22 protein-coding genes are annotated in these 19,707 nt (G+C 54.7%); 15 read left to right on the top strand and 7 right to left on the bottom strand.

All coding sequences use genetic code 11. The features are described 5' to 3' along the window. Positions 1–9 precede the first annotated feature (9 nt). From ACR8BN_RS00660 to coaD, 7 genes are all read left to right on the top strand, one after another. Positions 10–1,014 carry a glycosyltransferase family 8 protein gene (locus ACR8BN_RS00660; RefSeq protein ID WP_434747238.1) on the top strand — a complete coding sequence of 335 codons (1,005 nt, stop codon included), beginning with the start codon at positions 10–12 and terminating at the stop codon, positions 1,012–1,014. Between the two features lie 327 nt (positions 1,015–1,341). Further along, positions 1,342–2,328 (top strand): glycosyltransferase, encoded by a 987-nt coding sequence (locus ACR8BN_RS00655; protein WP_242549952.1) that lies wholly within the window; start codon positions 1,342–1,344, stop codon positions 2,326–2,328. A 73-nt stretch (positions 2,329–2,401) separates the two neighbouring features. Beyond that, positions 2,402–3,478, top strand: coding sequence for a putative lipopolysaccharide heptosyltransferase III (gene rfaQ / locus ACR8BN_RS00650; protein ID WP_064703038.1), 1,077 nt, complete (start codon positions 2,402–2,404; stop codon positions 3,476–3,478). Beyond that, positions 3,471–4,604, top strand: coding sequence for a glycosyltransferase family 4 protein (locus ACR8BN_RS00645; protein WP_434747237.1), 1,134 nt, complete (start codon positions 3,471–3,473; stop codon positions 4,602–4,604). Before rfaQ ends, ACR8BN_RS00645 begins: the two co-directional genes overlap by 8 nt. Positions 4,605–4,696: 92 nt before the next feature. After that, positions 4,697–5,971, top strand: a complete 1,275-nt coding sequence (waaA, locus tag ACR8BN_RS00640) for a lipid IV(A) 3-deoxy-D-manno-octulosonic acid transferase (RefSeq protein ID WP_031591872.1) — start codon at positions 4,697–4,699, stop codon at positions 5,969–5,971. Then, complete coding sequence (locus ACR8BN_RS00635; RefSeq protein ID WP_434747236.1) at positions 5,971–6,747, top strand: glycosyltransferase family 2 protein; 777 nt, start codon at positions 5,971–5,973, stop codon at positions 6,745–6,747. Before waaA ends, ACR8BN_RS00635 begins: the two co-directional genes overlap by 1 nt. Then, positions 6,744–7,223 carry a pantetheine-phosphate adenylyltransferase gene (coaD, locus tag ACR8BN_RS00630; RefSeq protein WP_010258279.1) on the top strand — a complete coding sequence of 160 codons (480 nt, stop codon included), beginning with the start codon at positions 6,744–6,746 and terminating at the stop codon, positions 7,221–7,223. The genes ACR8BN_RS00635 and coaD overlap by 4 nt, the downstream gene beginning before the upstream one ends. Here the strand turns inward: coaD and mutM are convergent. The 4 genes from mutM to radC form a co-directional block, all read right to left on the bottom strand. Further along, a complete protein-coding gene (mutM, locus tag ACR8BN_RS00625; protein WP_010672095.1) occupies positions 7,220–8,029 on the bottom strand; it encodes a bifunctional DNA-formamidopyrimidine glycosylase/DNA-(apurinic or apyrimidinic site) lyase in 810 nt (269 codons plus the stop codon). The genes coaD and mutM overlap by 4 nt on opposite strands. Before the next feature lie 69 nt (positions 8,030–8,098). Then, a complete protein-coding gene (gene rpmG, locus ACR8BN_RS00620; protein WP_003024094.1) occupies positions 8,099–8,266 on the bottom strand; it encodes a 50S ribosomal protein L33 in 168 nt (55 codons plus the stop codon). A 19-nt stretch (positions 8,267–8,285) separates the two neighbouring features. Next, the gene (rpmB, locus tag ACR8BN_RS00615) at positions 8,286–8,522 is read right to left on the bottom strand and encodes a 50S ribosomal protein L28 (RefSeq protein WP_006121249.1); all 237 of its coding nucleotides are present in this window, start codon (positions 8,520–8,522) and stop codon (positions 8,286–8,288) included. A 241-nt stretch (positions 8,523–8,763) separates the two neighbouring features. Then, positions 8,764–9,420, bottom strand: a complete 657-nt coding sequence (gene radC / locus ACR8BN_RS00610) for a RadC family protein (RefSeq protein WP_031591882.1) — start codon at positions 9,418–9,420, stop codon at positions 8,764–8,766. Positions 9,421–9,600: 180 nt separating this feature from the next. Between radC and coaBC the strand changes: the two genes are divergently transcribed. The 3 genes from coaBC to slmA all read left to right on the top strand — a co-directional run bounded on the left by coaBC (position 9,601) and on the right by slmA (position 11,974). Then, positions 9,601–10,821: a bifunctional phosphopantothenoylcysteine decarboxylase/phosphopantothenate--cysteine ligase CoaBC gene (gene coaBC / locus ACR8BN_RS00605; RefSeq protein ID WP_311976220.1), complete on the top strand. Its 1,221-nt coding sequence runs from the start codon at positions 9,601–9,603 to the stop codon at positions 10,819–10,821. Then, positions 10,799–11,257 carry a dUTP diphosphatase gene (gene dut / locus ACR8BN_RS00600; RefSeq protein ID WP_022624903.1) on the top strand — a complete coding sequence of 153 codons (459 nt, stop codon included), beginning with the start codon at positions 10,799–10,801 and terminating at the stop codon, positions 11,255–11,257. The genes coaBC and dut overlap by 23 nt, the downstream gene beginning before the upstream one ends. A 120-nt stretch (positions 11,258–11,377) precedes the next feature. Further along, positions 11,378–11,974 (top strand): nucleoid occlusion factor SlmA, encoded by a 597-nt coding sequence (gene slmA, locus ACR8BN_RS00595; RefSeq protein ID WP_083070698.1) that lies wholly within the window; start codon positions 11,378–11,380, stop codon positions 11,972–11,974. Between the two features lie 35 nt (positions 11,975–12,009). Here the strand turns inward: slmA and pyrE are convergent, their stop codons facing one another. Beyond that, the gene (gene pyrE / locus ACR8BN_RS00590; protein ID WP_031591887.1) at positions 12,010–12,651 is read right to left on the bottom strand and encodes an orotate phosphoribosyltransferase; all 642 of its coding nucleotides are present in this window, start codon (positions 12,649–12,651) and stop codon (positions 12,010–12,012) included. A gap of 49 nt (positions 12,652–12,700) precedes the next feature. Beyond that, entirely contained in the window at positions 12,701–13,417 is a 717-nt protein-coding gene (gene rph, locus ACR8BN_RS00585) for a ribonuclease PH (protein WP_010258378.1), read from the bottom strand. A gap of 150 nt (positions 13,418–13,567) precedes the next feature. Between rph and ACR8BN_RS00580 the strand changes: the two genes are divergently transcribed. Continuing rightward, the gene (locus tag ACR8BN_RS00580; RefSeq protein WP_031591888.1) at positions 13,568–14,752 is read left to right on the top strand and encodes a NupC/NupG family nucleoside CNT transporter; all 1,185 of its coding nucleotides are present in this window, start codon (positions 13,568–13,570) and stop codon (positions 14,750–14,752) included. 38 nt (positions 14,753–14,790) lie between these two features. On the opposite strand, the gene ACR8BN_RS00575 is transcribed toward ACR8BN_RS00580, so the two are convergent. Further along, on the bottom strand, positions 14,791–15,216 hold the full coding sequence (locus ACR8BN_RS00575; protein WP_137230433.1) for a DUF3574 domain-containing protein: 426 nt from the start codon (positions 15,214–15,216) through the stop codon (positions 14,791–14,793). A gap of 155 nt (positions 15,217–15,371) precedes the next feature. Here ACR8BN_RS00575 and ACR8BN_RS00570 point away from each other — a divergent pair, with 155 nt between their 5' ends. The 4 genes from ACR8BN_RS00570 to ACR8BN_RS00555 all read left to right on the top strand — a co-directional run bounded on the left by ACR8BN_RS00570 (position 15,372) and on the right by ACR8BN_RS00555 (position 19,491). Beyond that, the gene (locus ACR8BN_RS00570; protein ID WP_010258384.1) at positions 15,372–16,235 is read left to right on the top strand and encodes a YicC/YloC family endoribonuclease; all 864 of its coding nucleotides are present in this window, start codon (positions 15,372–15,374) and stop codon (positions 16,233–16,235) included. A gap of 423 nt (positions 16,236–16,658) precedes the next feature. Further along, on the top strand, positions 16,659–17,582 hold the full coding sequence (lpxP, locus tag ACR8BN_RS00565; RefSeq protein WP_031591897.1) for a kdo(2)-lipid IV(A) palmitoleoyltransferase: 924 nt from the start codon (positions 16,659–16,661) through the stop codon (positions 17,580–17,582). A gap of 234 nt (positions 17,583–17,816) precedes the next feature. Further along, a complete protein-coding gene (locus ACR8BN_RS00560; RefSeq protein WP_434747563.1) occupies positions 17,817–18,959 on the top strand; it encodes an alanine racemase in 1,143 nt (380 codons plus the stop codon). Positions 18,960–19,095: 136 nt separating this feature from the next. Continuing rightward, positions 19,096–19,491, top strand: a complete 396-nt coding sequence (locus ACR8BN_RS00555) for a hypothetical protein (RefSeq protein WP_031591901.1) — start codon at positions 19,096–19,098, stop codon at positions 19,489–19,491. The last annotated feature ends 216 nt before the right edge of the window (positions 19,492–19,707 follow it).

Here is a 19,707-nt window from a genome sequence, read left to right as displayed (position 1 = left end):
TGAAGCGTAATGGCAATTACCCCTCTTACTGAGGCCGTTCAACAAAGTCAGCTGCTGGTTAACACGCTTGCTGACACGGATGATAATCCGGTTCATGTTGCGTTTGGCATCAACTACGCCTACGCGCGTGGCCTGGGCATTACGTTGTTTTCACTTCTCAGCCATCATCCTGATACCGCTTTCCACGCCCATATTTTTTCAGACTCGCTTTGCGAAGAGGATGTGGAAAAACTGCGATCGCTGGCCACGGGCCATAGTCTGGCGATCACGCTGCATATCTTTAACCGTGCCTGGGTTGATCAGCTGCCTGCGGTCGGACGCTATCCCAAAAGTATCCACTACCGTTTCCTGATCCCGGAAACCGTGGCGAGCTACAGCGATCGGGTGATCTATATTGATGCTGACACCCTGGTGGTGGGCGACTACTCTCCCCTGTTCACGCTGGATATCACTGATTACACGCTGGCGGCCTGTAATGACACACCGCGAGCGCGACATAACCAGTGCGCAAGGCTGGGGCTGAAGCATCACCATTATTTCAACTCCGGCTTTATGCTGATTAATATTCCACGCTGGCTCGAAAGGCAGACCACCGCGCGCATTACCGACGTGCTGGTAACGCGGGGTGCAGAGTTTGGTTTTCCCGATCAGGATGCGCTGAATATCGTGCTGGAGGATGAGGTCCTGATCCTGCCAGACCGCTATAACCACATATACGACATCATCGCCAATAAAGTCTGGGATCACTCGGGCGTGCCTGAAGAGACGGTGATGATTCACTACACCGGTAAATGCAAACCCTGGCATGCATGGGCTGGCAGCGATCTTTCCCAACGCTACTACAGCTATTACCAGCGCTCACCCTGGGCTTCACAACCGCTTGATACGCCAAAGCATTATAAAGAGATGAAGCGATTCGCCCATGTAAAATGGCATCAGAAACAGTATGCTGAAAGCCTGAGCTGGATGATGAAGTATGTCAGTCTCAAGTTTTTTAAGCAGAGTGAGCAATAGCACACTCAGGTTTATCAGATTGATGCAGGCGCTGTTATTTCAGCGCCTGACTTTCCCGTCATTTATCCCGCCGGCTGTTTGCCACGACCTCTGTAATAACGACGCTGACAGCAAGCCAGCATAATCATCTGTTTACCTGCACGGCCACATTGCGTAAAAAAAGCGCATATAGCGCATTATTATTGTCGGGCGTGGTTTTTAGTAAAGCAGGGATGCAACATCGTTTTATAATTGTGAACTCCCTGATTTCACTCTGCTGATTTGGAAATGATTTATGACGAGGCAACGCCCTTTCGCAGTGAATACAATGCTGGTGCAGATATTGTCATGAGTACTTCTCCTCTGCTGAGTATCATTACCCCGATGTACAATGCGGGCAGCATGTTTGATGAGTTCATGCAGTCACTGCTGGCGCAGACGCTGACTCTGCTTGAGATCATTATCGTCGATGACGGTTCAACCGATGGCTCAGGCGAGCGCGCCGATCAGTATGCACAGCAGCATTCTCACATTCGTGTGATTCATCAGGAAAATGGCGGCGTCTCGCGCGCCCGTAACGCCGGGCTGGCGATTGCCCGCGGGAAATATGTCACCTTCCCTGATGCAGATGACACCATGAAACCCGATATGTATCAGACGCTGGTGACGCTGGCGGAAGCAGATAATCTGGATGCGGCACAGTGCAACGCCGAGTGGTTTTTCAAACACAGCCAGCGGGTAAAGCCGCTGATTCCGCTGGATCGCCTGCGCAGCACGCCGGTTCTGAGCGGTCCCGACTGGCTGAATACCGCGCTGAAAACCCATCGTTATATGCATGTGGTCTGGCTGGGCATCTATCGCCGGGAACTGATTGAGCAGCACCAGTTGCAGTTTGAACCCGGCCTGCATCATCAGGACATTCCCTGGACCACTGAATTTATGCTGCTGGCAAAACGCGTGCGTTATACCGAAGCGGTGCTCTATCGCTACTACATGCATGACGCCTCAATCAGCAATCGCAAACGTACCGGCGAGCGCAACGTTGAGTATCAGCGCCACTACATGAAGATTGCGCGACTGCTGGAAGAGCTCAATGACCGCTATCGTGACCGCGTGAAGATCTACCCGTCGTTTCACTATCAGGTGACTCATGAAGCGCTCAGCGTTTGCCACAGTGTAAGACGTGAGCCTGACGCACGCGCACGCCAGGCAATCATTGCCGAGCTGTTCGCCACCCGGACACACCTGCGCATGTTACGCAATGCCCGGGGAATTAAGCAGTGGTATCAGTTGCTGTTGTGGCTGGCCCGACTCTATCGCTGGCGTGATAAATAACCTTTGAGGCTGGCTTTATCCTAAAAAGGGTTTGCCCTACAATCGGTTCACTGAATTCTGAGAACTCTTGTTTATGGCCAGCCTGACTCCAGCAAACATCTCTCCAAAAAATATATTACTGATTAAGCTGCGCCATCATGGTGACATGCTGCTCACAACGCCCGCCATCAATGCGCTTCATGAGCGTTATCCGCAGGCCAGCATCGACGTGTTGCTTTATCAGGAGACGCGTCCGATGCTGGAAGCGCATCCGGCTATCCGCCATTTGCACGTCATCGATCGTAAATGGAAGCAGGAGGGTACCTGGCGCAAGCTGGGCCATGAGCGTGCATTAATTCGCGCCATACGTGCCGCCCATTATGATCTTGTGATTAATCTGGCCGATCAGTGGCGGGCAGCCCTGATTACGCGGCTCTCTGCGGCACCCGTTCGCATCGGTTTTGCCTATAAAAAACGCGATAACGTCCTTTGGCGATGGTGTCACAACTGCCTGGTCCCCACACATAATCACAGCAAACTGCATACCGTTGAGCAGAATATGTCGGCGCTGGCACCCCTCGGCATCAGCAGCAACGGCGCACGTGTCTCAATGCACTACAGCGACGCTGACCAGCAAACTGTGCTGACCCGACTGGCGGAACATCATGTCACTGCACCCTATATTGTGGTGCAGCCGACCTCACGCTGGGGCTTTAAATGCTGGGAAGAGGAGAGTGTTGCCGCCACGCTCGATCAGCTGGCGCAGCCGGGCCGCAAGGTGGTGCTGACCGCCGGGCCGGACAAACAGGAGCTGGCGATGATTAACCGCATTCGGGCGCTGTGTGCGTCGCCGGATGTGGTTTCGCTGGCCGGTCAGTTTACCCTGCCGCAACTGGCGGCGCTTATCGATCATGCCCGGCTGTTTATTGGTGTCGACTCTGCACCAATGCACATGGCCGCCGCACTTGAAACGCCCTGCATTGCGCTGTTTGGCCCGACCAAGCTGCAGCACTGGCGGCCATGGGGCGACAACAATCATGTCATCTGGGCGGGTGACTATGGCCCGCTGCCCTCACCCGATTCCATCGACACCAAAACAGACCAGCGTTATCTGTCGGCCATTCCGGTGAAGGATGTGGTCGCGGCAGCGAGGAGCTATCTGAATGAGTAAGTTACGGCTGGCGATTGTCCGGCAGAAATATCGTCCGGATGGCGGTGCCGAGCGTTTTATCTCCCGCGCGCTGGAAGCGCTGGGCAGCGAGCAGCTCGATCTCAACATCATTACCCGCAGCTGGCAGGGCACACCGAATCCTGACTGGCATCTGCATATCTGTAATCCGGCAAAGCTGGGCCGGGTATCCCGTGAGCGTGGTTTTGCCCGTGCTGCACGCACCTGCTGGGAGCGCGAGAAGTTCGATATTGTGCAAAGCCACGAGCGCATCGCGGGCTGTGATATTTTTCGCGCGGGTGATGGTGTTCATCGCGTCTGGCTGGAACAGCGCGCCCGCATCGTCTCATCGTGGCAACGACTGAGTGCTGTGCTCAGCCCTTATCATCGCTATGTTCTGCAGGCGGAAGCGGAGATGTTTAACTCTCCGACGCTGAAAGCGGTGATCTGTAATTCTGAGATGGTAAAGCGCGATATCCTGCGCTGTTTCTCGCTCGACGCCGGAAAAATCCACGTTATTCATAATGCTATCGACGCCAGCCGTTTCCAGCCCGCCACGGAAGCAGCACGTCGCGCTACCCGTCAGCAGCTGGCGCTGCCTGATGCGGCGACCGTACTGATTTATGTCGGCTCCGGCTTTGAACGCAAGGGGTTGAAAGCGGCGATACAGGCGCTGGCTGCCAGCGACCGTTATCTGATTGTGGTGGGTCAGGATAAGCAACTGCAACGGTATCAGCAGCTGGCAAATCAGCTTAACTGTCTGGACCGGCTGCGCTTTGTCGGCGTACAGCAGGATGTGCAGCCGTTCTATCACGCAGCTGATGGCCTGCTGCTGCCCACCCTCTACGATCCTTTTCCTAATGTGGTGCTGGAGGCGATGGCCTGCGGCTTACCGGTGATTACCAGCACCGGCTGCGGTGGCGCAGAATTTATTACCGCTGGTCAGGAAGGATTCGTCTGTGATGCCTTGGATATCAAGGGGTTAAATCAGGCTATTAATGCACTACCGGCGCTTTCTGTCGATTCACGAATGGGTGACGCGGCGCGGCGCAAAATTGAACCTTATGGTCCACAACGGCTGGCGCAGGCGCTGACTTCGCTTTATCAGCAGGTCCTGAGCAGCAACTGACAATGTGGGATGAGTGCATGCGGGGTTTCTGATAACATGCCGCCATCTGATTTTAATCTGCTTTTAGACGCGAATTTGCTGTAACGGTAACTATGACGACCATTTACACCGCATTGCTCTACTTAATTCAGCCACTGATTTGGCTGCGCCTGTGGCTGCGCGGTCGTAAAGCGCCTGCCTATCGCAAACGCTGGGCAGAACGCTATGGCTATTGTGTCGGCAAAGTTAAGCCCGACGGCATTGTGCTGCACTCGGTCTCTGTGGGTGAAACCCTGGCCGCGATCCCGCTGGTGCGCGCTCTGCGTCATCGTTACCCGACCCTGCCGATTACCGTCACCACCATGACGCCTACCGGCTCTGAACGCGCGCAATCTGCATTTGGCAAAGATGTGCATCACGTCTATCTGCCTTATGATCTGCCGGGTTCAATTAATCGTTTTCTGGATACGGTCAACCCCCGCCTGGTGATCATCATGGAAACTGAGCTGTGGCCGAACATTATCCGCATTCTGCACCAGCGTAATATTCCACTGGTGATCGCCAATGCCCGCCTCTCGGCCCGGTCGGCCAAAGGCTACCGCAAGCTGGGTAAATTCATGCGCCGGCTGTTGCAGAGCATCACGCTTATCGCGGCGCAGAATGCGGAAGATGGCGACCGCTTCCTGAGCCTGGGCCTGAAACGTTCTCAACTAACGATTACCGGCAGCCTGAAGTTTGATATTTCCGTGACGCCAGAACTGGCCGCCAGAGCGGTAACGCTGCGTCGACAGTGGGCGCCGCGCCGTCCGGTGTGGATCGCCACCAGCACGCACGAAGGTGAAGAGGCCATTGTGCTGGATGCCCATCGCCGCCTGCTGCAGACCTTCCCGGATCTGCTGCTGATTCTGGTGCCCCGCCATCCCGAACGTTTTAACGATGCCCGTGAACTGACGCAGGAACGCGGCTTCAGTTTTATCCTGCGCAGCAGCGGCGAGATCCCGTCTGGCTCAACGCAGGTGGTCATCGGAGACTCAATGGGCGAACTGATGCTGCTATACGGCATTGCCGACCTGGCCTTTGTCGGCGGCAGCCTGGTTGAAAGGGGTGGACACAACCCGCTGGAGCCTGCTGCCCATGCTCTTCCGGTTCTGATGGGACCCCATATCTGGAACTTCAAAGATATCTGCAGCAAGTTGCAGGAAGGCCAGGGGCTGATCACCGTCACCGACGTGATTTCGCTGGAAAAAGAGGTCACCAACCTGTTACAGGATGATGATTACCGCCGTTATTACGGACGTCATGCGGTAGACGTGCTGCACCAGAATCAGGGTGCGCTACAGCGTCTGCTACAGTTACTCGAACCGCATCTGCCACCACGGGCCCACTAATGTCAGCACGCCAACGTCTTTCCGTGGTGATGATCGCCAAAAACGAAACGGAACTGCTGCCTGATTGCCTGGCCTCGGTCAGCTGGGCCGATGAAATTATCGTGCTGGACTCAGGCAGCCATGACAACAGTGTCGACATCGCCACGCAGGCTGGGGCGAAGGTCTACCACAATGATGACTGGCAGGGCTATGGCATCCAGCGCCAGCGCGCGCAGCACTATGCCACCGGCGACATGATTCTGATGATCGATGCGGATGAACGCGTGACACCTGAACTGCGCGCCGCGATTGAGCAGGTGCTGGTCGCGCCACCCAGCCGTACGGTTTATAGCCTGGGCCGCAGTAATCTGTTTCTCGGCCGCTTTATGCGCCATAGCGGCTGGTATCCTGACCGCGTCATGCGACTCTATCCACGCACCTTCCGCTACAATGACAATCTGGTGCATGAATCACTGCAGAGTGACGGCGCGCCAGTGGTGGCATTACCCGGCGATCTGCAGCATCTGACCTGCCGCGATTTAATCGCCTTTCAGCGCAAGCAGCTGGCTTATGCAGAAGCCTGGGCTACGGAACGCCATCGGCGCGGTAAGCGTTGCAGCCTGTTTTCTCTGTTCAGCCATACGCTGGGCGCGTTTGTGAAAACCCTGCTGCTGCGTGCCGGTTTTCTCGACGGAAAACAGGGCTGGATTCTGGCGGTGGTCAATGCGCAATATACCTTCAATAAATATTCAGCCCTGTGGGCGCTGAATCATGCTTCGGCAAAAGGGCGAGTATGATCACGAAAGCCATCTATCCCGGAACGTTTGATCCTGTGACGCTCGGCCATCTCGACATCGTGACGCGAGCAGCGCAGATGTTTGATCAGGTCATTCTGGCCGTTGCCGCCAGCCCCAGTAAAAAACCAATGTTCAGCCTGGATGAGCGCGTGGCGCTGGCTGGTGAAGTGATAGCCCATCTGCCCAACGTTGAGGTGGTCGGATTCAGCGACCTGATGGCGAATTTTGCCCGTGACCAGCAGGCGAATGTGCTGGTCCGTGGCTTGCGTGCGGTGTCAGACTTTGAATATGAAATGCAGCTGGCCCAGATGAATCGTCATCTGCTGCCAACGCTGGAGAGTGTTTTCCTGATGCCGTCTGAAGGCTTCTCGTTTATCTCATCTTCGCTGGTCAAAGAGGTGGCGCGTCACGGCGGCGATGTTACCGCCTTCCTGCCCGCGCCGGTGCATCAGGCATTGCTGGCTAAACTGGCTTAATGCTGGCAGTTCGGGCACCAGTAGGTGCTGCGCTGCCCGTGTCTGCCGCTGACAATCGGCGTACCGCATGCCCGGCAGGGTTCGCCTGCCCGCCCATAAACCTGTAACTGCTGTGCAAAATAGCCTGGTTTACCGTCGGTCTGTAAGAAGTCACGCAGTGTGGTTCCGCCCTGCTCAATGGAGCGTAACAGCACCGCTTTGATGGTATTGACCAGCAGTTCCGCTTCGGCCTGCGACAGACTGCCGGCAGCACGATCGGGAATGATCCCGGCGGTAAACAGTGACTCGCTGGCGTAAATGTTGCCCACGCCCACCACCACTTTGTTATCCATCAGCCACTGCTTGATGAGCGTCCGCTTGCCGCGTGACTTCTCAAACAGGTAAGCGCCGTCAAACTCCTCGCTAAGCGGCTCCGGCCCGAGATGTGCCAGCACGCTGCTGCCCGCCAGATCGCTGCTCCAGAGCCAGGCACCAAAGCGGCGCGGGTCGGTGTAGCGCAGCACTTTGCCGTTGCTCATGACCAGATCAACATGGTCATGCTTCGCCGCTGGCAGCTCTTCTGACAGCACGCGCAGGCTACCGGACATGCCAAGGTGGATAATGATCCAGCCATGCGGCAGTTCCAGCAGCAGATATTTCGCCCGGCGCTGCACACTGAGCACCGGCTGATCGCTCAGCGCCAGGATCTCCTGCGAAACGGGCCAGCGCAAACGTGAATTACGCACCACGGCGTGAAGGATGGTTTCACCGACCAAATGCGGCTCGATACCGCGACGGCTGGTTTCAACCTCTGGCAACTCTGGCATACCCTCTCCTCAGCGTTTTACACAAACAAAAAACCCGGCCGGAGCCGGGTTTTTAGCAGAACACTAAAATTACTTAATTTTAGCTTCTTTGTAGAGCACATGCTGACGTACAACCGGATCGAACTTTTTCAGTTCCAGCTTCTCTGGTTTAGTACGTTTGTTCTTCGTGGTGGTATAGAAGTGACCTGTACCAGCAGAGGAAACCAGCTTGATCTTCTCACGAATACCTTTAGCCATGATTCAGTTCCTTAGTACCTTAGTACTTCTCACCACGGGCACGCATATCGGCTAACACCGTATCAATGCCCTTTTTATCAATAATACGCATACCTTTAACAGATACACGCAGAGTAACGAAGCGCTTCTCGCTCTCAACCCAAAAACGGTGTGAGTGCAGGTTCGGAAGGAAACGGCGTTTCGTCGCGTTCATTGCGTGGGAACGGTTGTTACCCGTCACCGGACGCTTTCCAGTTACCTGGCAGACTCGTGACATGTCAATATCTCCAAAAATCAAATCAGCTCGAGCTTTAAAAATTAGGTTTGGGCCGCCTCGTCAGGCTTGCAGCCCGCCAGGCGAATTCCATGGAACCCGCTAAGCTGGCCTAACCGCCAAACCCGAGATTCTCAAAGGTGGCGTAGTATACGCCGCTCAGCCCAAGTGCTCAAGTCCCGAACAGATAAAGATCCCGAATGATCGGGCAAAAAGCCGCCACCTGGCGTGAAATTTCCCGCTGTCAAAGCCATCCCCGCTCGGCAAAGGAGACATATTCGCCATGACCAATCACCAGATGATCGAGCAGACGGATGTCGAGTAGCTGGCAGGCTTCGCTGACTTTATGGGTCACTTCACGGTCTGCACGGCTCGGCTCTGCCATGCCCGACGGGTGATTATGCGCCAGTATCAGGGCTGCGGCATTGAGCTTCAGCGCTTCCCGGACAATCTCGCGGGGGTGAACTTCCACGCTGTTAATGGAACCAGAGAACATATTTTGTGCCCGCAGCACACGGTGCTGATTATCCAGAAACAGTGCCATAAAGATCTCACGCTCCTGATGGGCTAACAGACTTTGCAGATACTGGCGCGTGATTTGTGGATTTTCCATTGCGCTTTCGCGGGCCAGCTTACTGGCGAAAAAACGCTTCGCCAGTTCGGCAATCGCATGAAGTTGTGCCAGCTTGGCATCGCCGACCCCTTTGATTTCACCGAATGCCGCTTTGTCTGACGTCATGAGCTGATAAAGCGAGCCAAAACCGTCCAGCATCTGACCGGCCAGCTCCAGGACGTTCTGTCCAGGCGATCCGGTACGGAGAAAAATGGCCAGTAGTTCGGTATCGCTGAGGGCATGCGCACCCAGCTTCTGGAGTTTTTCCCGTGGTCCCTTTATTTTCATGTCCGCTCTCCCTGAGATGAGCCTCAGCATGGCCCATCATGAAGCGTGCGGCTATGAGTGAAGCTGCAATCTACGAGACGGCTCGCAAACGCAGTCAGTGAAAAGGCGCATCCGCGCTTTTGTGATAAAGTCCGTGCATTCGCCGCCGCGAGCGGCAGAGAGCTTAGTGAGGGCAACATCATGATGGGATTAGCCGGCAAAAAAATTCTTCTTGGCGTGAGCGGCGGTATTGCTGCTTATAAAGCACCTGAGCTGGTGCGCCGCCTGCGCGATCGCGGTGCTGATGTCCGCGTGATGATGACAGAGGGTGCGAAAGCATTTATTACTCCGCTCAGCCTGCAGGCTGTCTCCGGCTATCCGGTATTTGACGATCTGCTTGATCCGGCAGCGGAGGCGGCGATGGGTCATATTGAACTGGCAAAATGGGCCGACCTTATTGTGCTGGCACCGGCCACTGCTGACCTGATTGCCCGTATTACTGCCGGTATGGCAAACGATCTGGTGACGACCGCCGTGTTAGCGACGGCCTCACCCGTGGCAGTGGTGCCCGCTATGAATCAGCAGATGTATCGTGCGGCGGTGACCCAGCATAACCTGCAGAGCCTGCAGGCGCGTGGCGTGCTGGTTTGGGGACCGGACAGCGGCAGCCAGGCCTGCGGCGATGTCGGGCCGGGCCGGATGCTCGACCCGCTGGTGATTGTTGACCATGCGGTGCAGTGGGCCTCGCCCGTCAACGATCTGCAACATCTCAACATTATGATTACCGCCGGCCCTACCCGTGAGGCGCTGGACCCGGTGCGCTACATCACTAACCACAGCTCCGGCAAAATGGGCTTTGCCATTGCCGACGCCGCCGCCAGACGCGGTGCACAGGTCACGCTGGTCAGCGGCCCGGTCACCTTGTCTGCGCCAGCGGGTGTGCGGCGAATTGATGTGACCAGCGCGCTGGAGATGCAGGCCGCCGTCATGAGTGAGATAGATAAACAACATATTTTCATTGCAAGCGCAGCCGTGGCAGACTACCGGGCAGCCGATATTGCGGCCGATAAAATCAAGAAACAGGGCGGCGATGATAACGTCACGCTGAACCTGGTAAAGAATCCCGATATTGTTGCCGGCGTCGCTGCACTTCAGGAAAACCGGCCATTCGTCGTTGGATTTGCTGCTGAAACACAGAATGTGGAAGAATACGCCCGGCAAAAACGGGTGCGCAAGAATCTGGATCTGATCTGCGCTAACGACGTCGCTAAAGCCGGACAGGGGTTTAATAGCGACACCAATGCTCTTCACCTTTTTTGGCAGGATGGAGAAAAACGCTTACCGCTCAGCGATAAGTCACTCCTTGGCCAACAATTAATAGACGAGATTGTCAGCCGTTATGATGAAAAAAATAGACGTTAAAATCCTGGATCCGCGCGTCGGCAAAGAGTTTCCACTGCCGACCTACGCGACTTCAGGTTCCGCTGGGTTAGATTTACGCGCCTGCATTGATGATGTTCTCGACATCGCACCAGGCACCACAACGCTGGTTCCGACCGGCCTGGCGATTCATATTGCCGACCCCGATCTGGCCGCTGTGATCCTGCCGCGCTCAGGCCTTGGCCATAAACATGGCATCGTGCTGGGCAACCTGGTGGGTCTGATTGACTCCGACTATCAGGGACAGCTGATGGTCTCGGTCTGGAATCGCGGCCAGGAAAGCTTCTCGCTGCAGCCCGGCGATCGCATGGCACAACTGGTCTTTGTACCGGTGGTGCAGGCGGAATTTAACCTGGTCGAAGATTTCGACGCCAGCCTGCGCGGCGAAGGCGGCTTCGGCCACTCCGGCCGCCAGTAACCCGCATTACCGACTTTCACTTACGCCCGTTATTTTTTCCTCATCGCCACAGGACGCGTTCCTGTGGCAGATGCGTAGGTGTTGCCTGTTTTTAGGTGAATTTCAGGGGTCTTTAAGGTCATGGCAGAAAAAAAAGTCGCGAAGCGGAATCGTCGCGAAGAGATTTTGCAGGCGCTGGCGCAGATGCTGGAGTCGGGTGATGGCAGTCAGCGCATTACCACAGCCAAACTGGCAGCCACGGTGGGCGTTTCCGAAGCGGCGCTATATCGTCACTTCCCGAGTAAGACACGAATGTTCGATAGCCTGATTGAGTTTATCGAAGACAGTCTGATTACCCGCATCAATCTGATCCTCAAGGATGAAAAAGAGACCATGACGCGTCTGCGTCTGATCGTGCAACTGATTCTGGGATTTGGTGAGCGTAATCCGGGACTGACACGCATTCTGACCGGCCATGCATTGATGTTTGAGCAGGACCGACTGCAGGGACGCATCAATCAGCTGTTTGAGCGGATTGAAGTGCAGCTGCGACAGGTGATGCGGGAACGGAAAATGCGCGAGGGCGAAGCCTTTCAGGCTGATGAGGCGGTGCTGGCAAGTCAGTTGCTGGCTTTCTGTGAGGGTTTACTGTCACGGTATGTCCGTTCTGAGTTTCGTTTCAGTCCTACCGCAGACTTTGAGGCTCGCTGGCCGCTGATTGCCGCGCAGCTGGCGTAAAGCGTAAAAGAAGGCGGGCATTGCGCCCGCCTCTGTTAAATCCCGTACGCTTTCTGATAGGCACGCACCTGAGCCAGATGATCGGCCATCTCAGGCTTCTCTTCCAGCCAGGCAATCAGGTCTGCCAGCGTTATAATCGCGGTTACTTTGCAGCCGTAATCACGCTCCACTTCCTGAATAGCCGACATTTCTCCGCGCCCACGCTCCTGACGATCAAGCGAGACCAGCACGCCTGCCAGAGTGGCGTTGTGCGCGCCGATAATATCCATCGACTCACGAATCGCGGTGCCTGCGGTGATCACATCGTCCACCAGCATCACTTTGCCCTGCAGCGGACTGCCAACCAGCAGGCCACCTTCGCCGTGATCTTTCGCTTCTTTACGGTTAAAGCAGTAAGGCACATCGCGGTCATGATGATCCGCCAGCGCCACCGCCGTGGTGGTGGCTATCGGAATGCCTTTATAGGCCGGGCCGAACAGCAGATCAAAATCAACAGCGCCATCCACCAGCGCCTGCGCGTAGAAGCGTCCCAGCAGCGCTAAATCCCGTCCGCTGTTAAACAGACCAGCATTAAAGAAATAGGGGCTTTTACGCCCGGACTTCAAAGTGAACTCACCGAACTTCAGCACCTGCTTGTTCAGGGCAAATTCAATAAACTGACGCTGCCAGGCTTTCATTTCTCACTCCTCAAATAAAGAAAAGGCGACTCTGAGGTCGCCTGTTACATCAATTTTCCAGCGCTGCTTTCTGCGCCTGAATTAATTCCTCAATTCCGCCCCGTGCCAGCGCCAGTAGCGTCAGCAACTCTTCATGGCTGAACGGTTCGCCCTCAGCGGTGCCCTGCACCTCGATCATGCGGCCATCTTCCAGCATCACGACGTTCATGTCGGTTTCTGCGGCTGAGTCTTCAACATACTCCAGATCGCACAGCGCTTCGCCTTTGACGATGCCCACTGAAATCGCCGCGACCATGCCCTTCATCGGGTTCGCTTTCAGTTTGCCGCTGGCCACCAGCTTGTTCAGCGCATCAGCCAGCGCCACGCAGGCTCCGGTGATTGATGCGGTGCGAGTGCCGCCATCGGCCTGAATTACGTCACAGTCGAGCGTAATGGTAAATTCACCCAGCGCTTTAAGATCAACCGCGGCACGCAGTGAACGGGCGATCAGACGCTGAATCTCCAGCGTACGTCCGCCCTGCTTGCCTTTTGCGGCTTCACGCGCCATACGGCTGTGGGTCGAACGCGGCAGCATGCCATATTCGGCCGTTACCCAACCCTGGCCCTGGCCTTTGAGGAAACGCGGAACCCCTTCGTCTACCGAGGCAGTGCAAAGCACTTTCGTTTCGCCGAATTCCACCAGAACGGAACCCTCTGCGTGTTTGGTGTAATTGCGGGTCAATGTGACTGGACGCACCTGTTGTGCGCTACGGCCTGCTGGACGCATGGGTATTCTCCGGCTTGCTAATGATTGGCTGCGCATTATACGGACTTCCTTGCCCGCTGTCTCTTGCGCTGGTCTGACGCAGGCATCAGATGAAATTCCCCGCCAGCTGTGGCTAAATGCGCGTTCCTTTCTCTCTGATAAAAAAGACATATGGCCGCCATTCTTCATTTCCTGCTGGCGCTGGTGGTGATCTTCGCCCTTGCGCTGCTGGTCAGTCATGACCGTAAGCAGATTCGTCTGCGCTTTATTATTCAACTGATTGTGGTGGAAGCCGCGCTGGGTTGGTTCTTCCTTCACTCTGCCGGGGGTCTGGCGCTGGTCGGCTCGTTCGCCGGTTTCTTTGAGACGCTGCTGGGTTTTGCCGCACAGGGCACGGAGTTCGTGTTTGGCGGAATGAGTAAGCAGGGGCTGGCATTTATCTTCCTTGGCGTGCTCTGCCCGATTGTCTTTATTTCGGCACTGATCGGCATATTGCAGCACTGGCGTATCCTGCCACTGCTGATTCGTATTTTCGGGACGCTGCTGTCGAAGATTAACGGCATGGGCAAGCTGGAGTCGTTCAACGCCGTCAGCACGCTGATTCTTGGGCAGTCGGAAAACTTCATCGCTTATAAAGGCATTCTGGGTGATATCCCGCCGCGCCGGCTCTACACCATGGCAGCGACCGCGATGTCTACCGTTTCGCTGTCGATTGTCGGTGCTTATATGTCGATGATCGAACCGAAATATGTGGTTGCGGCACTGCTGCTTAACATGTTCAGCACCTTTATTATCCTGTCGATCATCAACCCGATGAAAAGCCAGGATGAGCAGCCTATCGCGCTGGATAAACTGCATGAAGAGCAGAGCTTCTTTGAGATGCTGGGCGAGTACATCCTGGCCGGCTTCAAAGTTGCGATGATTATTCTGGCCATGCTGATTGGCTTTATTGCCCTGATTGCTGCCGTCAACGCACTGTTTGCGGCGGTGTTCGGCTACAGCTTCCAGCAACTGCTCGGCTACCTGTTCTATCCTCTGGCCTGGCTGATTGGCATTCCCAAAGCCGATGCCCTGCAGGCGGCCAGTATCATGGCAACCAAACTGGTGGCGAATGAGTTTGTGGCGATGATTGAACTGCAGAAAGTCGCGGCGGGCATGAGTGCGCGTGGGCTGGGTATTCTGTCGGTGTTCCTGGTCTCGTTCGCTAACTTTGCCTCTATCGGCATTGTGGCAGGCGCAATAAAAGGACTGAATGAGAAACAGGGAAATGTAGTTTCTCGTTTTGGCTGGAAGCTGGTCTATGGCTCCACGCTGGTCAGTCTGCTCTCCGCAGCCTTTGCCGGTCTGTTTATCTGATTATTCAACGGGCGGCAGTTCTGCCGCCCGCTTTCGCCTTAGAATCCGACGCAGACGGGTGCATCCACCCGCATAACCGACTCCTGACCAAACCGTTTTTTATAGAGGCTGCGTAACGCCTCTATATCACTGTTGGTGGCGGGATCGATCCCGTGGATCAGCATCAACGCCTTACTGTTCTCCCGTGCCAGCTGACCGTTCTCGCCCAGCCATTGCCCTTTGGCATCATAGACCGACAGCCCCGCTTTAAACCGTGGCGTGACCTCGTTATCCACGAAGTTCATCCAGTCGAGTGAACTCACCCTGCCGCCATCAGGCTTGCTCAGTCCAAACCACAACGTGGTCTGCATCATCATGTCGCCACCCGCACAGATGGGTTGCGGTTTAGTGGGCGGCGGGTGGCGTGCCTGGCAACCAGCCAGCAGCAGAGCCATCACAACAGGAAGGGCAATAACGCGAGACATAGATCAGTCATCCTCACAAAGGGTCAATGGTCATCATAAGTGGCTGTCGCTGAAAGCGGAAATGGTTCGTTATTTTCCTGTGCGACGCTTATGCCTGTTATGCCGTGGCTCGCCTCGCTATACTTCACCCATCTTTCCGCAAATGAGTACCGCTTATGATCCGCAGTATGACCGCTTATGCCCGCAGCGAAGCCAAAGGCGAATGGGGCAGCGCCGCCTGGGAGCTGCGTTCCGTGAACCAGCGTTATCTGGAAACCTACATCCGCCTGCCGGAACAGTTTCGTGGGCTGGAGCCGGTTATCCGCGAGCGCATTCGCCAGCGTCTGACGCGCGGTAAAATTGAGTGCAACCTTCGTTATGATGCCGATCCCAGCGCGCAGGGCGAACTGATGCTCAACGAAACGCTGGCGAAACAGCTGGTGCAGGCTGCCAACTGGGTAAAAATGCAGAGCGACGAAGGCGCGATTAATCCGCTGGATATTCTGCGCTGGCCGGGTGTAATGTCTGCGCAGGAACAGGATCTGGATGCCATTAACACCCAGTTGTTGCAGGCACTGGATGGGGCGCTTGATGACTTTATCGCGGCACGCGAAAGCGAAGGTACCGCCCTGAAAGCAATGATTGAGCAGCGTCTGGAAGGCGTCTCGCAGGAAGTCAGCAAAGTGCGTGCGCAGATGCCTGAAGTAATCAAATGGCAGCGTGAGCGGCTGGTCGCCAAACTGGAAGATGCTGAAGTCCAGCTGGAAAACAATCGCCTTGAGCAGGAACTGGTGATGATGGCGCAGCGGGTTGATGTTTCTGAAGAGCTGGATCGTCTGGATGCGCACGTTAAAGAGACTTACAACATCCTGAAAAAGAAAGAGGCCGTGGGCCGCCGTCTCGACTTTATGATGCAGGAGTTCAATCGTGAGTCGAACACGCTGGCATCGAAGTCGATCAATGCAGAAATCACGACTTCAGCCATTGAACTGAAGGTGCTGATTGAGCAGATGCGCGAGCAGATTCAGAATATCGAGTAATTTCCACTCAACAAAGCGCTCGCAGTGGCGCTTTGTTGCCCTTTCAGGCGCAGTCAACACTTAAAGAGTCAGCTCCTTATGCCAGTTGATCGCTTTTTCAGCGCGGCCAGCATCAGAATCAGGTAAAGATAAATAAATAATCATTTCCAGACTGTTCCTGAAACGGCCTCGCTTACAAATAAAGCTTCTTTCAGGTTTATGTTAATTATTTGAAAAATAATAATTTTACAGGATATATGTACTTTTATAGCCGGTTTTTCCGCATATCCATGAAACAGGTCAATCCTGTAGATGCCGGAGTTTCCCTTTCTTTGAAGGCACTTTTTGATAAAATGTTGGTCGAAATCAGTACAGCTGTACCGCCTTAAGACTCATGGAAGTGCTCTTTGTGCGATGCATCCCCCTATCCCATGAAGGTTGTTAATGAAAAACACCGGAAAATTTAGCAGTTCGCTGCTGCATCCGCGTTATTGGTTTACCTGGTTTGGCCTTGGCGTACTCTGGCTGCTGGTCCAGCTCCCCTATCCTGTTCTTATGCGTCTCGGTGCCGGTGCCGGCAAAATCTCTCGCCATTTCCTGCAGCGCCGCGAGCGTATTACCCGTCGTAACATCGAACTCTGCTTTCCGGGCATCAGCGAAGAAAAAACAGAACATATGATCGCCGGTAATTTTGCGTCGCTCGGGATGGCGCTGGCTGAAACCGGTATTGCCTGGTTCTGGTCTGACCGTGCGGTAAGACGTCTGTTTAAAGTGTCGGGAATGGAAAATCTGCATGCCGCGCAGAAAGAAAAGCGAGGCGTGATGCTGATTGGTGTGCATTTCATGTCACTGGAGCTGGGCGGCCGCATCAGCGGACTCTGTCAGCCAATGATGGCGATGTATCGCCCACACAATAACCAGGCGATGGAGTATGTGCAGACCAAAGGGCGGATGCGCTCAAATAAAGCGATGATCGACCGTCGTGATCTACGCGGTATGGTTAATGCCCTGAAACAGGGTGAATCGGTCTGGTTTGCGCCTGATCAGGATTACGGCCCCAAAGGCAGTACCTTTGCGCCGCTGTTTGCGGTGGAAAAAGCCGCCACGACTAACGGGACTTTTGTTCTGTCGCGTCTGGCGAAGCCAGCGATGGTGCCGATTATGCTGATTCGTAATCCAGGAAATGATGGCTACCATTTGATCATCGAACCGATGCTGGAAAATTATCCTCATACGGACGAGGCTGCTGCTGCAGCTTATATGAACAAAGTGATCGAAAATCAGATCCTTCGCGCACCCGAACAGTATCTTTGGCTGCATCGTCGCTTCAAAACCCGGCCACCGGGTGAAGAGTCGCTCTACGTCTGAGTTAACTGATAAAGCAGGCCTCGCGCCTGCTTTGTTGTTTTAATCTGCTGAACGACATCTGCTCTACGTCCACTCTCTCATCCTCGTTTGCTGTGCTCTCATACTGACTCTGCCGTTATAGCTACCCCTGCAGTTTCAGCTGTTCAGCACACCTGTCTGCGTCCGGCAGGCTGGTATCAAAGAGATAATTAAGGAATGATGAATCCTCTTACCTCGTCAATGCCGGACAATCTTATGGATATCAACGATACACAGCAGTGGCAGCGTCCGCTGATTGATGATCGCCTTACGCCCTATATTGAAGTGGATGCAGAGCGCCTGGAGCAGAACCTGCAGCATATGCAGCGCAAAGCCAGTGCGGCAGGCGTCGCGTTGCGACCGCATATTAAAACGCATAAAAGCGTCTGGATTGCGCAGCGTCAGATCGCGTCCGGCGCCCAGGGTGTTACCGTCTCAAAGCCCAGCGAAGGAATCAGTTTTATTCAGGGCGGCGTTCGTGATCTGCTATTAGCCTACCCGATTGTGCAACCGCAAAGCGTGGCTGAATTGCTGCGCCACGCCGTGCTTCATCAGGTAAAGCTCACCCTGATTGCGGACAGGCTGCAGGGCGTAGCGGCTATTGCTGATGCCTGTCAGCAGCAACCGGAATGCGACCTTGCGGTAGCGATTAAGGTTGATGTTGGGCTACATCGGATAGGTGTCAATCCTGATACAGATGAAGCGGTGCTGATTGCTGAGGCGCTACAGGCCAAAGGGTTACGCTTTGCCGGATTAGTGTCACATGCCGGCCACGCTTATGGTGCCGGGAATGCCGCGGCCATTGCGGATGTCGCCCGGCAGGAAACGGCATTGATGCAGCGAGTACAGGCAAAACTGCAGGCGGCTGGTTTTACCGACTGCCCTCTCTCTGTGGGTTCAACGCCTACGACGCTGGCAGCAGAGATTGCACCCTGCATTCATGAAATCCGGCCCGGAAACTATGCACTACTGGACCTAACCGCCTGCCGTCTCGGATTAAGTCACGTCGATCAGCTGGCAATGAGCGTCCTTACCCGTGTCGTGGCGGTGAACGATCATTTCGCGATTGTGGATGCCGGGTCAAAAATGCTGAGTTCGGATAAAGGGCCACACGGCACCAATGCCAGCGGCTTTGGTGTGGCAGCCGACGAAGCGGGTCATACTTATGAAGTGACAAAATTATCTGAGGAGCACGGTTTTCTGCTTTATCAGGATCGCCGCCCTGAAGTCGGCACGCTGCTGCGTATCTTCCCTAATCACAGTTGTGCCGTGATGGCGCAGTCGGACGGCTTTGTTCTGCGGCACGCTAACGGCCATTGCGAAGATCATGTGGTTTCTGCGCGCGGCAATTTCATCTGAGTCAGTGGCAGACAGCATCACCAGTTGTCTGCCATTTGTACGAAACCCTTTCAACACCACACTTCTGCTGTTACAACGTTTTAACAAGCCTGGCCCCATGCTTTAATGCTTTTTTAGCTTATTCACTGGAGGTTACATGCTCTCCTCTCGCACTCTGAGCCTGACGATTCCACGTCACTGGTTAGATCTTTATGAAACCATCTGGAAGCCAGAATTTTTCCCAAAGTGGGCTTCCGGGCTGACGCACAGTGCGTTAGAACCCGATGGCAATCGCTGGCGTGCTAAAGGCCCCCAGGGCAGTGTGAAGATCCGGTTCTCGCCACATAATCCGTTTGGGGTAATGGATCACTGGATTGATAGCGGCTCAGGAAAGGAGATCTACGTACCGATGCGCGTGATAGCAAACGAACAGGGCGCCGAGGTGATGGTAACGGTCTATCGCCAGCCATTTACTTCAGATGAGAAATTTAAGCAGGATATTGAATGGGTTAGCAACGATCTTGAGAAACTCAACCAGCTTCTTACACAATAAATCAATGAGTTAGCGCGCCTTTTTCTCTGCATTTATCACTGGCCGTTAATGAAAAAAAATAGAAAAACTTTCGACGATAAAGCATAAAGCGCTTATCTGATTACTCATCATCCTTACGCATTTATCACCAACCCTGCTTAAGCATCGTTGCCAGGAAAAATCCTGGCAAAACCCTATGAAAGGCAGGCGACCCCCTCTGATTCCGGGCCTGCTGGT

Origin of the sequence: Pantoea sp. Lu_F5_004 (genome assembly GCF_051136245.1) — a bacterium.
Classification (GTDB): domain Bacteria; phylum Pseudomonadota; class Gammaproteobacteria; order Enterobacterales; family Enterobacteriaceae; genus Pantoea; species Pantoea agglomerans.
Note: the sequence above shows the minus strand (reverse complement) of the source record. Positions and strands in the feature narration are given on the sequence as shown.

Bases quoted from the DNA above. Each gene is read 5' to 3' on its own strand.
- rph (WP_010258378.1), bottom strand. From the start codon at position 13,417: ATGCGTCCAGCAGGCCGTAGCGCACAACAGGTGCGTCCAGTCACATTG.
- ACR8BN_RS00580 (WP_031591888.1), top strand. From the start codon at position 13,568: ATGGCCGCCATTCTTCATTTCCTGCTGGCGCTGGTGGTGATCTTCGCC.
- dut (WP_022624903.1), top strand. From the start codon at position 10,799: ATGATGAAAAAAATAGACGTTAAAATCCTGGATCCGCGCGTCGGCAAA.
- rpmB (WP_006121249.1), bottom strand. From the start codon at position 8,522: ATGTCACGAGTCTGCCAGGTAACTGGAAAGCGTCCGGTGACGGGTAAC.
- ACR8BN_RS00570 (WP_010258384.1), top strand. From the start codon at position 15,372: ATGATCCGCAGTATGACCGCTTATGCCCGCAGCGAAGCCAAAGGCGAA.
- lpxP (WP_031591897.1), top strand. From the start codon at position 16,659: ATGAAAAACACCGGAAAATTTAGCAGTTCGCTGCTGCATCCGCGTTAT.
- radC (WP_031591882.1), bottom strand. From the start codon at position 9,420: ATGAAAATAAAGGGACCACGGGAAAAACTCCAGAAGCTGGGTGCGCAT.
- ACR8BN_RS00560 (WP_434747563.1), top strand. From the start codon at position 17,817: ATGGATATCAACGATACACAGCAGTGGCAGCGTCCGCTGATTGATGAT.
- ACR8BN_RS00635 (WP_434747236.1), top strand. From the start codon at position 5,971: ATGTCAGCACGCCAACGTCTTTCCGTGGTGATGATCGCCAAAAACGAA.
- waaA (WP_031591872.1), top strand. From the start codon at position 4,697: ATGACGACCATTTACACCGCATTGCTCTACTTAATTCAGCCACTGATT.
- slmA (WP_083070698.1), top strand. From the start codon at position 11,378: ATGGCAGAAAAAAAAGTCGCGAAGCGGAATCGTCGCGAAGAGATTTTG.
- mutM (WP_010672095.1), bottom strand. From the start codon at position 8,029: ATGCCAGAGTTGCCAGAGGTTGAAACCAGCCGTCGCGGTATCGAGCCG.
- ACR8BN_RS00575 (WP_137230433.1), bottom strand. From the start codon at position 15,216: ATGTCTCGCGTTATTGCCCTTCCTGTTGTGATGGCTCTGCTGCTGGCT.
- rfaQ (WP_064703038.1), top strand. From the start codon at position 2,402: ATGGCCAGCCTGACTCCAGCAAACATCTCTCCAAAAAATATATTACTG.
- rpmG (WP_003024094.1), bottom strand. From the start codon at position 8,266: ATGGCTAAAGGTATTCGTGAGAAGATCAAGCTGGTTTCCTCTGCTGGT.
- ACR8BN_RS00645 (WP_434747237.1), top strand. From the start codon at position 3,471: ATGAGTAAGTTACGGCTGGCGATTGTCCGGCAGAAATATCGTCCGGAT.
- coaD (WP_010258279.1), top strand. From the start codon at position 6,744: ATGATCACGAAAGCCATCTATCCCGGAACGTTTGATCCTGTGACGCTC.
- ACR8BN_RS00655 (WP_242549952.1), top strand. From the start codon at position 1,342: ATGAGTACTTCTCCTCTGCTGAGTATCATTACCCCGATGTACAATGCG.
- ACR8BN_RS00660 (WP_434747238.1), top strand. From the start codon at position 10: ATGGCAATTACCCCTCTTACTGAGGCCGTTCAACAAAGTCAGCTGCTG.
- pyrE (WP_031591887.1), bottom strand. From the start codon at position 12,651: ATGAAAGCCTGGCAGCGTCAGTTTATTGAATTTGCCCTGAACAAGCAG.
- coaBC (WP_311976220.1), top strand. From the start codon at position 9,601: ATGATGGGATTAGCCGGCAAAAAAATTCTTCTTGGCGTGAGCGGCGGT.
- ACR8BN_RS00555 (WP_031591901.1), top strand. From the start codon at position 19,096: ATGCTCTCCTCTCGCACTCTGAGCCTGACGATTCCACGTCACTGGTTA.